At 54.7% G+C, this 12,566-nt stretch carries 17 protein-coding genes; 5 read left to right on the top strand and 12 right to left on the bottom strand.

Translation table 11 applies throughout. From position 1 onward, the window contains the following. Positions 1 to 2 precede the first annotated feature (2 nt). From yfcD to yfcF, 3 genes are read right to left on the bottom strand one after another with little or no spacing between them, the layout of a single operon-like run. Positions 3 to 545 (bottom strand): NUDIX hydrolase YfcD, encoded by a 543-nt coding sequence (yfcD, locus tag ACQUTD_RS15715; RefSeq protein ID WP_072569494.1) that lies wholly within the window; start codon positions 543 to 545, stop codon positions 3 to 5. Positions 546 to 602: 57 nt separating this feature from the next. Further along, positions 603 to 1,154, bottom strand: a complete 552-nt coding sequence (gene yfcE, locus ACQUTD_RS15710; protein ID WP_473277094.1) for a phosphodiesterase — start codon at positions 1,152 to 1,154, stop codon at positions 603 to 605. Between the two features lie 56 nt (positions 1,155 to 1,210). Beyond that, a complete protein-coding gene (yfcF, locus tag ACQUTD_RS15705) occupies positions 1,211 to 1,855 on the bottom strand; it encodes a glutathione transferase (RefSeq protein WP_473277143.1) in 645 nt (214 codons plus the stop codon). A 133-nt stretch (positions 1,856 to 1,988) separates the two neighbouring features. Here yfcF and yfcG point away from each other — a divergent pair, with 133 nt between their 5' ends. The 3 genes from yfcG to ACQUTD_RS15690 all read left to right on the top strand — a co-directional run bounded on the left by yfcG (position 1,989) and on the right by ACQUTD_RS15690 (position 3,958). After that, positions 1,989 to 2,618, top strand: coding sequence for a GSH-dependent disulfide bond oxidoreductase (gene yfcG, locus ACQUTD_RS15700; RefSeq protein WP_473277092.1), 630 nt, complete (start codon positions 1,989 to 1,991; stop codon positions 2,616 to 2,618). 65 nt (positions 2,619 to 2,683) lie between these two features. Continuing rightward, complete coding sequence (gene folX / locus ACQUTD_RS15695; protein ID WP_072569227.1) at positions 2,684 to 3,046, top strand: dihydroneopterin triphosphate 2'-epimerase; 363 nt, start codon at positions 2,684 to 2,686, stop codon at positions 3,044 to 3,046. 18 nt (positions 3,047 to 3,064) lie between these two features. Beyond that, complete coding sequence (locus tag ACQUTD_RS15690; protein WP_473277090.1) at positions 3,065 to 3,958, top strand: TIGR01777 family oxidoreductase; 894 nt, start codon at positions 3,065 to 3,067, stop codon at positions 3,956 to 3,958. Between the two features lie 117 nt (positions 3,959 to 4,075). Here the strand turns inward: ACQUTD_RS15690 and ACQUTD_RS15685 are convergent, their stop codons facing one another. Further along, complete coding sequence (locus ACQUTD_RS15685) at positions 4,076 to 4,321, bottom strand: helix-turn-helix transcriptional regulator (RefSeq protein WP_318362809.1); 246 nt, start codon at positions 4,319 to 4,321, stop codon at positions 4,076 to 4,078. A gap of 121 nt (positions 4,322 to 4,442) precedes the next feature. Here ACQUTD_RS15685 and ACQUTD_RS15680 point away from each other — a divergent pair, with 121 nt between their 5' ends. Together ACQUTD_RS15680 and ACQUTD_RS15675 are read left to right on the top strand one after the other, a co-directional pair. Further along, the gene (locus ACQUTD_RS15680; RefSeq protein ID WP_318362808.1) at positions 4,443 to 4,703 is read left to right on the top strand and encodes a helix-turn-helix domain-containing protein; all 261 of its coding nucleotides are present in this window, start codon (positions 4,443 to 4,445) and stop codon (positions 4,701 to 4,703) included. A 94-nt stretch (positions 4,704 to 4,797) separates the two neighbouring features. Continuing rightward, positions 4,798 to 5,310, top strand: coding sequence for a GNAT family N-acetyltransferase (locus ACQUTD_RS15675; protein WP_473277140.1), 513 nt, complete (start codon positions 4,798 to 4,800; stop codon positions 5,308 to 5,310). 30 nt (positions 5,311 to 5,340) lie between these two features. Here the strand turns inward: ACQUTD_RS15675 and hisP are convergent, their stop codons facing one another. From hisP to cvpA, 8 genes are all read right to left on the bottom strand, one after another. Continuing rightward, complete coding sequence (gene hisP, locus ACQUTD_RS15670) at positions 5,341 to 6,114, bottom strand: histidine ABC transporter ATP-binding protein HisP (RefSeq protein WP_072569229.1); 774 nt, start codon at positions 6,112 to 6,114, stop codon at positions 5,341 to 5,343. A gap of 7 nt (positions 6,115 to 6,121) precedes the next feature. Further along, on the bottom strand, positions 6,122 to 6,838 hold the full coding sequence (locus ACQUTD_RS15665) for an ABC transporter permease (protein WP_072569230.1): 717 nt from the start codon (positions 6,836 to 6,838) through the stop codon (positions 6,122 to 6,124). After that, entirely contained in the window at positions 6,835 to 7,521 is a 687-nt protein-coding gene (locus ACQUTD_RS15660; RefSeq protein ID WP_072569231.1) for a histidine ABC transporter permease HisQ, read from the bottom strand. The genes ACQUTD_RS15665 and ACQUTD_RS15660 overlap by 4 nt, the downstream gene beginning before the upstream one ends. A gap of 124 nt (positions 7,522 to 7,645) precedes the next feature. After that, entirely contained in the window at positions 7,646 to 8,428 is a 783-nt protein-coding gene (gene hisJ / locus ACQUTD_RS15655; RefSeq protein ID WP_072569232.1) for a histidine ABC transporter substrate-binding protein HisJ, read from the bottom strand. Positions 8,429 to 8,645: 217 nt separating this feature from the next. Then, complete coding sequence (gene argT, locus ACQUTD_RS15650; RefSeq protein WP_473277085.1) at positions 8,646 to 9,428, bottom strand: lysine/arginine/ornithine ABC transporter substrate-binding protein ArgT; 783 nt, start codon at positions 9,426 to 9,428, stop codon at positions 8,646 to 8,648. A 262-nt stretch (positions 9,429 to 9,690) separates the two neighbouring features. Next, on the bottom strand, positions 9,691 to 10,272 hold the full coding sequence (locus tag ACQUTD_RS15645) for a UbiX family flavin prenyltransferase (RefSeq protein WP_473277083.1): 582 nt from the start codon (positions 10,270 to 10,272) through the stop codon (positions 9,691 to 9,693). Positions 10,273 to 10,369: 97 nt separating this feature from the next. Next, positions 10,370 to 11,887, bottom strand: coding sequence for an amidophosphoribosyltransferase (purF, locus tag ACQUTD_RS15640; RefSeq protein WP_072569235.1), 1,518 nt, complete (start codon positions 11,885 to 11,887; stop codon positions 10,370 to 10,372). A 33-nt stretch (positions 11,888 to 11,920) separates the two neighbouring features. Continuing rightward, positions 11,921 to 12,409 carry a colicin V production protein gene (gene cvpA, locus ACQUTD_RS15635; protein WP_072569236.1) on the bottom strand — a complete coding sequence of 163 codons (489 nt, stop codon included), beginning with the start codon at positions 12,407 to 12,409 and terminating at the stop codon, positions 11,921 to 11,923. Positions 12,410 to 12,566 lie beyond the last annotated feature (157 nt).

Raw genomic sequence — 12,566 nt, 5'->3', positions numbered from 1 at the left:
GGTTACTGCGCCGTTTCCAGCTTTGGCTGATCGTTGTTGGCATTGCGGGTCATCCACAGTGCCAGCGCTTTCAGCGAATCCGGGGTGAATTCATCGCAGCGGGCGGTGATCTCTTCCGGCGTCATCCAGCATACTTCGCTGACTTCATCTTCCTGAAGGGCAAAGGGGCCGTGGGATACACAGCTGAACAGCGCGCCCCAGACGCGGCAGTGTTCATCTTCGAAATAGAACTGCCCGTGCTCGGCAAGGGGCACGCCCGCAATACCTAATTCCTCTTCGGCTTCCCGGCGCGCGGAATCGAGCAAGACTTCATCCGCCTGCACCACGCCACCGGCGGTGGCATCCAGCATACCCGGCATAAAGTCTTTGGTCTCGGTGCGGCGCTGCACCAGAATTTTGCCCATGCCATCATGCACGACGATATAGGTCGCGCGATGACGCAAACACTGCGCGCGCATTTGTTCGCGGCTGGCCTGCGCTATCACCTCATTGTCTTCGTTGACAATATCTACCCATTCCGTGCCTGTAAAATGACGTTGTTCCACCATCAGGAAACCTTCTCTCTAAGCGTTCTTATGACGCGTTTTTGGTTGTCGGGTAAATTACGGATTAATCGTGACCTGTGCAATAACGCGTTGATCATTCAGTGCGATTACACGCAAAACCTTTTCATCCAGCATGCCGTAGCTGGCGACATTTCCGCCTTTAGGAATACTGACCGAGCCGGGATTAAAATGAATAATCTCATCACGCCGTTCCGCCACCGGCAAATGCGTATGCCCATAAACCAGCACATCTCCCGCTCCCAGCGGCGGCAGATTATCCGGCCCAAACAGATGCCCGTGGGTCAGAAACAACCGCTGATTATCCATCAGCACCTGTTGCCAGGGCGCGGTGATGGGAAAATTCAGCAGCATCTGATCCACTTCGCTGTCGCAGTTGCCGCGCACCGCAATAATGCGCGCCGCCTGCTCGTTCAGCCGCCCGGCCACCTGCGCAGGCGCATAGCCTTCCGGCAGCGCGTTTCGCGGCCCGTGATTCAGTATATCGCCCAGCAGCACCAGCCACTGCGCGCCGCTTTCGGCGAACCGTTGCAACACGCGTTCGGTAGCCGGTAACGATCCATGAATGTCTGAAGCGAACATCAGCTTCATTGCGCAAACCTCGTGGTAAAAATCCCGTCTAATGATAGCGGATCTCTGACCGTCGATCAGTCTGAAGGCTGCGCAGAAAGTGCGACATAACGCTGCACTGAGGAGCGCTGCCACTGGAATGTCGCGTATTCCACAAGCGCTTCGGGCACGTCATCGCCATTGAGCACCAGACGGTTGAGCATCAACGCCAGATCGGCATCGGCAATACACCATTCGCCAAACAGATTCGGCTTGCCGTGAGTAAGCAGCAGGCTGGCAGTATCGAAGAGTTTTTGCGCGCTTGCCAGACCGGCGGCGCTGAGCGGCGCTTTTTTCACACCAGCAAATACCACGTCGGTGGAACGCTCTTCGCGGATCGGCATCAGGTCGCTGCGCAGCCACGCCTGAATTTGCCGCGCGCGGGCGCGTTTTTGCATGTCGTGGGGATAGATGCGCTCCCACTCCGGCGCGGGGAATTTCTCGTCGAGGTATTCGGTAATAGCGGAAGATTCGCTCAGTTCAAAGCCGTCAATCACCAGCACCGGCACGCGGCGTGTCAGTGTATAGCCCTGCCAGCCGGGGCGCGTATTTTCGCCGCTATCCAGATCCACCGTTTTCAGGGTGAAGGGCAGGCCTTTTTCGTGCAGCGCCACATACACCGACATCACATAAGGCGAAAAGTAATTTGCATCAGACCATAACGTTATTGCCGCATCGCTCATAACAACCTCACGCACCAGGGAATTTACCTCCAAAATAGTGCTTTACGGCACGTCTGTCACTCAGGAAAACTCACCACGCCGGTGTTACGCCTATACTCCATTCTGCGACGCCACCGCTACGACAGGAGCTGACATGATCGATCTCTATTACGCCCCGACGCCGAACGGCCATAAAATCACCTTGTTTCTGGAAGAGGCTGAACTTGATTATCGTCTGATACCGGTAAATATCGGCAAAGGCGATCAGTTCCGCGCTGAGTTTCTGCAAATATCGCCCAATAATAAAATACCGGCCATTGTTGATCATACGCCTTCAGATGGCGGCGCGCCCCTGAGCCTGTTCGAGTCCGGGGAGATCCTGCTTTATCTGGCTGAGAAAACCGGCCTGCTGCTGAGCGGCGAGCTGCGCGAGCGGCACCGGACGCTGCAATGGCTGTTCTGGCAGGTGGGCGGCCTCGGCCCGATGCTCGGGCAAAATCATCATTTCAACCACTTCGCCCCTAAACCCGAACCTTACGCTATTGAACGCTATCAGGTGGAAACCCAGCGGCTGTATAACGTACTGAACAAACGCCTTGAGCAGGTGCCCTGGCTGGGCGGGGAACATTACAGCATCGCGGATATCGCCGCCTGGCCGTGGGTCAACAGCCATGAGCGCCAGCGCATTGATTTAAATAATTATCCCGCGGTTAATAACTGGTTTGAGCGCATTCGTAATCGTCCCGCCACCCAGCGGGCGATGCAAAAAGCGCAGCAGCTGTAGGGCCGCTGCGCGCGGCAATAATCCTCGTGTATGATGGAGCCATTCATTACAAGGAGAATTATTTCATGCCGCAACCTGATGCTGTTATTCGGATAAAAAACCTGCGCCTGAGGACTTTTATCGGCATCAAAGACGAGGAGATCGCGAACCGACAGGACATCGTGATCAACGTGGTGATCCACTATCCGGCGGAGAAAGCGCGCGCCAGCGAAGACATTAATGATGCGCTGAATTACCGGACGATCACCAAAAGCATCATTCAGCATGTGGAGAATAATCGCTTCTCCCTGCTGGAAAAATTAACCCAGGATGTACTCGATATTGCGCGGGAACATCGCTGGGTGACCTATGCTGAAGCAGAGATCGATAAACTTCACGCCCTGCGTTACGCCGATTCGGTATCCATGACCATGAGCTGGCGGCGCTGAGCGTTAACAGGAGGTTGCATGAGGGTCCTGATTACGGGCGGTACCGGGTTGATTGGCCGCCATCTTATTCCCCGTTTACTCGAACTGGGCCACAGCGTGACCGTAGTGACGCGCAACCCGCACAAGGCACAGGGCCAGCTCGACGCCCGCGTCACGCTGTGGAAAGGGCTGCACGATCGCACGGATCTGAACGATATCGACGCGGTGATCAATCTGGCGGGCGAACCCATCGCCGACAAACGCTGGAGCGAGACGCAAAAACAGCGCCTGTGCAACAGCCGCTGGACCATCACCCAAAAGCTTGTCGATTTGATCAAGGCCAGCGAGACGCCGCCTGCGGTGCTGATTTCCGGCTCGGCCACTGGTTATTACGGTGATTTAGGGGAAGTGGTGGTTACCGAAGAGGAACCGCCGCACAACGAATTTACCCATAAGCTGTGCGCGCGCTGGGAGCAGATCGCCTGCGGCGCGCAGAGCGAAGCCACCCGCGTCTGTCTGCTGCGTACCGGCGTGGTGCTTGCCCCCAAAGGCGGGATCCTCGGAAAACTGCTGCCGGTGTTTCGCGCCGGTCTTGGCGGCCCCATTGGCAACGGGCGGCAATACATGGCGTGGATCCATATCGACGATATGGTCAACGGCATTCTCTGGCTGCTGGATAACGATCTGCGCGGCCCGTTCAATATGGTCTCGCCTTATCCGGTGCACAATGAACAGTTCGCCCACTCCCTTGGCCATGTGCTGCATCGCCCGACCATCCTGCGCACACCCGCTACCGCCATTCGCCTGCTGATGGGTGAAGCCGCAGTGCTGGTGCTGGGCGGCCAGCGAGCGCTGCCTAAACGGCTGGAGGAATCAGGCTTTGGCTTCCGCTGGTTTGAACTGGAAGACGCGCTGGCGGACGTGGTGCGCTGAACAATGACGCGCTTATTAATAATGAATAAGCGCGTCATAATTAAATATATCTCTTCAACAGCTTTTCTTTATTCTGGTTATTTGTAAATCAGGGCACTACCGCAATAATTACTGTTATTAATCAATATAATAACCATAAATATATTCAGCCAAATCATCCTCTACCGTATACAAATAACATGCAGGAATTTTTAATACCGCTGCAAGTTTGCACGCCAGCGCAAAATCGGGCGTATGAATTCCTCTCTCATACTGGTTCATTCGGGCGCTGGCAGTAGCTTCATCTATACCTGCAAGGATACCCAGCTTCTGTTGCGATAACCCAGCCTTAAGTCTTGCCGCTTTTAGTCGATGAGGAAGCATTTTGACTCTTCAAATCCGGAAGTAGAGTCGTAATTCTGGTATCCGGTAGTTGAAATTGTACTAAGTATTACTTAGCATGAAGAGGATCAATCAGTGCAAATTCATCTATTAAGGAAAATGTATGAATCAATATCAGGATATGCATCCCGCTGACATCATTGCGATGCTTCATAAGCGTAAAATTTCACTTGCTGCGCTGTCGCGCGAGGCCGGTTTAAGCTCTTCGACTCTGGCAAACGCGCTAAATCGTCCCTGGCCGAAAGGTGAAAAGATCATTGCCGATGCGCTTGAGACCGATCCGGCAAGGATCTGGCCAAGCCGCTACTATGATCCACAAGGAAAGTATATTGATCGTACTAAAGCTATTCGTACTAAGCAGTAGCCCGCCAGAATCCGCACTCACTGACACAGTGCCTTAGCCTCATTCCGGTGATAAGGTAAACACCTGTCCCACCGGAATGACGACTCCTATGATCATGGTCACTCTCACCACCCCGCGCCTGACGCTTTCCACCTTTCAGGAGAGCGACTGGCCGTTCTTTTTACGTCTGCGTCAGGATCCTGACAACATGCGCTATATGGCGGATATTGCCGCCGAGGACGAAGTGCGCCATGTGTTTTTCACCCGCCTGAATAACTCCGGGGCCTTTGTCATCCGCCGTCATCACGATGAGACGCCGCTCGGCGATCTCGGGCTGCGTATCAGCTCGCAGAATCCGCTGGAGGCGGATGTCGGCTACAGCGTGGTAAGCGAGGCGCAGGGTCAGGGCATCGCCAGCGAAGCGTTACGGGCGCTGTGTGAGTATGCGTTTGCACAGACGGGCGTGACGGCGCTGAATGCGTATGTGCTGGCGGAAAACCGCGCGTCACAACGGGTGCTGGAAAAACTGGGATTTGTGCAGACGGACGTGCTGCCGAAGGTTTACAGGGTGAACGGCGTGTTTCATGACGACTGCGTCTATCGTCTTGAGATGGCGGATTTCAAATAAGCCCCTCACCCACAGGATGAGGGGCCAGAATTACTTCAGCGATCCCTTAAGGAACTGCTGCAAACGCGGGCTTTTCGGGTTGTCGAACAGTTCGGCAGGGGTGCCCTCTTCTTCAATTTTCCCCTGATGCAGGAAAATCACATGGGAGGATACATGGCGGGCAAAGCCCATTTCGTGGGTGACCACCACCATGGTTTTGCCCTCTTCCGCCAGCTGCTGCATGATGCGCAGCACTTCGCCCACCAGCTCCGGATCCAGCGCCGAGGTTGGCTCATCGAAGAGTAATACTTCCGGCTCCATCGCCAGCGCGCGGGCAATGGACACACGCTGCTGCTGGCCGCCGGACAGGTGCACCGGATATTTCCCCTGGGCGCGCTCGTCGATGCCGACTTTCGCCAGATATTTCACTGCCCGCTCGCGGGATTCCTGCTTGCTCAGCCCCAGCACCTGAATGGGCGCTTCCATGACGTTTTCCAGCACCGTCATGTGGCTCCACAGGTTGAAATGCTGGAACACCATGGTCAGGCGGGTACGCAGCAGGCGCAGCTGATTTTTATCGGCCACCTTCAATTGACCGTCTTTATCGCGCACCAGCGTGATGTTCTGCCCGCTGACCACGATCGTCCCTTCGCTCGGTTTTTCGAGGAAGTTAATGCAGCGTAAAAAGGTACTTTTACCGGAGCCGGAGGAGCCGATAATGGTGATCACATCGCCCGCATTCGCCTTCAACGACACGCCTTTCAGCACTTCGTGTTCGCCGTAGTGTTTGTGTAGATCGGTAACGTTTAGTTTGTTCTCAGACATCGTATTCTCAGTGCGTCGAAGAAGGTTTCACATGCTGTAACCAGCGCTTTTCCGCTTTGCGGAACAGACTGATCAGCACATAAGAGATAATCAGATACAGCACCGCCGCCAGCCCAAAGGCGGTAAAGGGCTGATAGGTCGCCGAGTTAATATCACGGGCAATCTTCAGCAGATCCGGCACGGTGGCGGTAAAGGCCAGCGCTGTGGAGTGCAGCATGAGGATCACTTCGTTGCTGTAGGCGGGCAGCGCAATACGCAGCGCCGACGGCAGAATGATGCAGCGATACATTTTCACCTGGGAAAAGCCGTACGCCCGCGCCGCTTCAATTTCCCCGTGCGGCACCGAGCGGATAGCGCCGGCGAAAATCTCAGTGGTATAGGCGCAGGTGTTCAGCGTCAGCGCCAGCACCGTGCAGTTCAGGCCGCTGCGGAAAAAGGCGTTAAGCAGCTCCGTACCCTTCACCACTTCCAGGGTGTACATACCGGAGTAGAACACCAGCAGCTGCACGTAGAGCGGCGTGCCGCGGAAAATATAGGTAAACAGCCAGATCGGGAACCAGATAAATTTGTTGCTGGAAACGCGTCCGATAGCCAGAAACAGCGCCAGAATGCCGCCCATTACCACGGAGGAGATCAACAGCCACAGGGTGATCGCCACGCCCGTTAAGCGATAGCCGTCCGTCCACAGCAGGGATTGCCAGTACTCCTGAATAATCTCGATCACAGGTCAGCCCTCTTCACACCCACGGAGTAGCGACGTTCGAGCAGAAGCAGCACACCATTGGAGACAGTGGTAAACACCAGATAAATTAATCCGCACACTACCGCGAAATAGAACGGCTCCCAGGTGCTTTTCCCGGCCAGCTGCGTGGCTTTTACCACGTCTTCCAGACCCAGCAGCGATACCAGCGCGGTGGCTTTTAAAATCACCTGCCAGTTGTTACCGATGCCCGGCAGCGCGTAACGCATCATCGCCGGGAACAGAATACGGCGAAAGATCTGCGATCCGGTAAAACCGAAGGCGGTCGCCGCCTCAATATGCCCTTTCGGCACCGCCATAAAAGCGCCGCGGAAGGTTTCGGTAAAATAAGCGCCGTAGATAAAGCCGAGGGTGATGATACCGGCCACCATCGGATCGATATCGATCTGCCCCATGCCAATGGCTTCAGTAACGCTGTTAATGGCAATTTGCAGACCGTAGAAGATCAGCAGCATCAGCACCAGATCCGGCACGCCGCGGATCAGCGTGGTGTAGCCTTCGAAGATGATGCGCAGCAGGCGGTTGCCGGAAAGCTTGCCCCCGGCCCCTGCCAGACCAATCGCCACCGCCAGCACCACGGAACTGAGCGCCAGCTCCAGCGTAACGATAGCGCCCTGTAAAATTACCTGTGAAAACCCGTACAGCATGCAGCCTGTGTCCTGTGTGTGTTGATGCCGGATGGCGGCTTCGCCTGATCCGGCCTACGAAATGCGCTCACCGCGTAGGCCGGATAAGACGCGTCAGCGACGCCATCCGGCGACCTGATAGCGATCAGCCACCGTAAACGTCAAAATCAAAATATTTCTTCGCCAGTTTTTCGTAGGTGCCGTCAGCGCGCATCTCGGCGAACGCCTTGTTCAGCGCCTCACGCAGTTCTGTGTCATCTTTGCGCACGCCCATACCGGTGCCGACGCCAAACAGTTTTTCATCTTTTACTGACGGGCCGCCGAATTTATAAGCGCTACCGACCTTCGTTTTCAGGAAGCCTTCGCTGGCGGCGACTTCATCCTGGAAAGCGGCGTCAATGCGGCCTGCGGTCAGGTCAGCGTAGATATTGTCCTGGCCCTGATAGGAGACGATTTCCACGCCCTTCGGCGCCCAGTGCACATTACCGTAAGTTTCCTGGGTGGTGCCCTGCAATACGCCCACGCGCTTGCCCTGCAACTTCGCCAGTTCAGGCACGATATCAGAATCTTTTGCCACTACCAGACGGGAATCTGCCGCATAGAGCTTGTCGGTAAAGGCAATCTCCTGCTGGCGTTTTTCGGTAATCGACAGCGACGACATAATGGCGTCGATTTTCTTCGCTTTCAGCGACGGGATCAGCGCGTCAAGCGGGTTCTCAATGAAGGTACATTGCGTATTAATACGTTTACAGAGTTCTTTTGCCAGATCGATGTCGAAACCCACTAATTCACCCTGTGCATTTTTCGATTCAAAGGGCGCGTAAGTCGGATCGGTACCGATACGAAGTTTTTGCGGAATGGCAGCGAAAGCGCCGGAGATACTGGAAACAGCGAACACCAGAGACAGAGATAACACCAGTTTTTTCATATTTATCCTCAACAGCCTGACTTTCCAGGGGGATTTATTAAATGAAGTTGACTGGTATCGTGCCATTGTTCGCCCCGACAAGGCAAAATATTCTGTAACAAGTTACGCTTTTTTTTGCATCGCTTTTGCTTAACTATGCATGAATGCTCCATTGCGGTGCATCAAATGCACCACGCTGAAGCATTCATGTCAGTTATGCACCACGGCGCAACAGGTATCAGTCGCCGTAGACGTTGAAGTTAAAGTATTTTTTCGCCAGCTTGTCGTAAGTGCCGTCTTTGCGGATCTCATCAAACGCTTTATCGAACGCAGCTTTCAGCTCGGCGTCGTCTTTGCGCAGACCAATACCGGTGCCGTCGCCGAAATATTTTTTGTCTTTCACTGAAGCGCCCGCGAAGTCGAAGGTTTTACCGGCAGGCTGCTTGAGGAAGCCTTCGCTGGCGGCCACTTCATCCTGGAAGGCGGCGTCAATACGGCCCGCGGTCAGGTCGGAGTAAATCAGATCCTGGTTCTGGTAGGCCACAACGTCGACGCCTTTGCTGCGCCAGTTGTCATTTGCATAGGCTTCCTGAGTGGAACCCTGTAGCACGCCCACGTGTTTGCCTTTCAGCGAATCGGTGGTCGGCTGGATGGGCGAGCCTTTCACCGCGATCAGACGGGCGTTGGCGGCGTACAGCGGTTGGGAGAAGGAGATTTCCTGTAAACGTTTTTCGGTGATCGACAGGGACGAGATAATCGCGTCGATTTTCTTCGCTTTCAGGGAGGGGATCAGCGCATCAAAATCGCTGCCGACCCAGGTGCATTTCACTTTGATACGGGTGCACATCTCGTTGCCAAGATCGATATCAAAACCCACGAAGTCCCCTTTCGCATCCTTGGATGAGAATGGCGCGTAGGTGGCGTCCGTACCAATGCGCACGGTCTGCGGCAGTGCGGCGTTAACGCTGGCGACACCGGACAGGCCCAGCAGTAAAGACAGAGCAACAACCGTCTTCTTCATACATTCCCCTCAAGTTTTCTGATTTTATTATGTATTGCGTTGTGTTGTGTGTTTGCTACCCGTCAATGCTTGCATGTCTTATGCCAGTTTGTTGCCGCTGCGATTTACCGCGTTGAGTATGTTAACAAAAGGTTGCAATACTGACGTACAGTGAAAGATAGCAGGTCTGCCGGACACACTCGCGGGTTACAAACCGAAAACGGGGATTAAATGTCGAGGATATGATCGCGCTTGCAGAATTGCCCCTTAACGGGGCAGTGCACTACTTTGAGGCATTGCCGCCCGACCAGCGGGTGAAAAGATCGGCGGGCAGTTCAATATCAAACTGATCCAGCACGCGGTTCACCGTCTGATTAATCACATCATCCAGCATCTGCGGACGATGATAGAACGCCGGAACAGGCGGCATGATCACTGCGCCTATTTCAGCGGCCTGGGTCATGAGACGCAGATGTCCAAGATGCAGCGGCGTTTCACGCACGCAGAGCACCAGCGGACGTCGCTCTTTCAGCACCACGTCAGCGGCGCGGGTGACCAGGCTGTCGGTATAGCTGTGTACGATGCCGGAGAGGGTTTTGATCGAGCACGGCAGAATGACCATACCAGCGGTTTTAAACGAGCCGGAGGAGATGGTGGCGGCGATATCGCGGGAGTCATGTACCACATCCGCCAGCGCCTGCACATCTTTAACAGAGAGATCGGTTTCCAGCGCCAGGGTCTGGCGGGCGGCATTACTCATCACCAGATGGGTTTCCACCCCGGCAACATCCCGCAGAACCTGTAATAAACGCACGCCGTAAATGGCGCCGCTGGCCCCGGAGATCCCTACTATGAGTCGTTTCATGTCCATCGCCCTTTCGCTAATTTGCTGAGGACTTTGCAGGATTTTGGCGGGAGTTGCAACAGCCCTCTCCCGGTGAGAGAGGGCCGGAGTGAGGGCGTTATCCCTCGTTATGCATCTCTAAACTTTCCACTTCGTTCTGACGCAGCAGCGCTTTGGTATCGTCATTACGCACGGCGTCGAGATAGTCGAGATACTGCTGATCCACGTCTTTGGTGACGTAGACGCCGTTGAACACCGAGCATTCAAACTGCTGAATATCCGGGTTCTCGGCGCGCACCGCGTCGATGAGATCGTTCAGATCCTGGAAAATCAGGCCGTCGGCACCGATGATCTGGCGGATTTCATCCACTTCGCGACCGTGAGCAATCAGCTCGTTGGCGGTCGGCATGTCGATGCCGTAGACGTTCGGGAAACGAATTTCCGGCGCGGCGGAGGCGAGGTACACTTTCTTCGCACCGGCTTCGCGGGCCATCTCAATGATCTGCTCGGAAGTGGTACCGCGCACGATGGAGTCGTCCACCAGCAGCACGTTCTTGTCACGGAATTCCGCGCGGTTGGCGTTCAGCTTACGGCGCACAGACTTACGGCGCAGCTGCTGACCCGGCATGATAAAGGTACGGCCAACGTAACGGTTTTTCACGAAGCCCTGACGGTACGGCTTATCCAGAATACGGGCGATTTCCAGCGCGATATCGCAGGAGGTTTCCGGGATCGGGATGACCACGTCAATATCCAGATCTTCCCATTCGCGGGCAATTTTCTCGCCCAGCTTTTTACCCATATTCACACGGGCGCTGTACACGGAAATCTTGTCGATAAAGGAATCCGGACGGGAGAAATAAACGTACTCAAACAGGCACGGATTGCTGACCGGGTTTTCCGCGCACTGACGGGTGAACAGCTGGCCTTTTTCGGTGATGTACACCGCTTCGCCAGGCGCCACATCGCGCAGGAATTCGAAGCCCAGCGTATCTAACGCCACGCTCTCAGACGCTACCATGTATTCGGTGCGGCCATCGGCGAGATCGCGTTTACCAAGCACCAGCGGACGAATACCGTTAGGATCGCGGAAGGCAACCATACCGTGACCGATGATCATCGCCACGCAGGCATAGGCCCCGCGGATCTGACGGTTGGTGGCGGCGACGGCAGCAAAAATGTTATCCGCTTCTAACGGGTAGTGGCGGAAGTTATCCAGCTCGCTGGCAAAAATATTGAGCAGGATTTCAGAATCGGAAGTGGTATTAATGTGGCGGCGTTTCTCTTCGAACAGACGCTTACGCAGCTCATGGGCGTTGGTCAGGTTGCCGTTGTGGGCAAGCGTGATACCGTACGGCGAGTTCACGTAAAAAGGCTGCGCTTCTGAAGCGCTGGAGCTGCCCGCAGTCGGGTAACGCACATGGCCAATACCCATGTTCCCCTGCAGGCGCTGCATATGGCGGGCTTCAAATACATCGTTCACCATGCCGTTCGCTTTACGCAAACGGAAGCAGTTAAGTTCATCAATGGTGATAATGCCTGCGGCGTCCTGACCACGGTGCTGCAACACCGACAATGCATCATAAATCGACTGGTTAACCGGCATGAAACCGGCGATACCGACAATACCGCACATACGTATATTCCTCGTTAAGCCACATCTCAGGACTTACGCCCTGGGCAAGAAACTTGACGAGCTTTGCAGATAGTCAAAGAACCATCTGATGATAAAACTAAACTGCGGGATCAGCTGCGACTTTTGCCAGTCTTCGCTTTTGGAAAAGCCGGTAAAGGTATCGAGAAAGAACAGAATGGCGGCGACAATCAGCGCACCGCGCAGCGCACCGAAGCAAATCCCCAACACCCGGTCAGTACCCGACAGGCCGGTTTTCTCGACAAGCTGACTGATAACATAGTTAACAATAGCGCCGACGATCAGCGTCGCGATAAACAGCACCGCGATAGCAATCCCATTTCGAACCAGTTCGTCTTCAAAGCCCGTGAACCAGACAGACAGGTAAGTGTAGTAATGACTGGCGACAAAGAAAGCACAACCCCATGTCACCAGCGACAACGCTTCACGAACAAAGCCGCGGATAAGGCTAACCAGACAGGAAAAACCAATTACCGCGATGATGGCGTAATCAATCCAGACCATATGTGTCCCACGATTAATCGCCCTGTCATCCAGTTCGGGGCGAATTCTAACAGAAAAAGAAAACGTTTGCGTAGGGATTTCCTTCCCGCGCGTAAATAAAAATGGCGCTGAAAAAATCTTCAACGCCAGCACAGGCCTGGCCTCTGCGGGCCGGGTT

The organism is Enterobacter sp. K510 (genome assembly GCF_055804875.1).
Note: the sequence above shows the minus strand (reverse complement) of the source record. Positions and strands in the feature narration are given on the sequence as shown.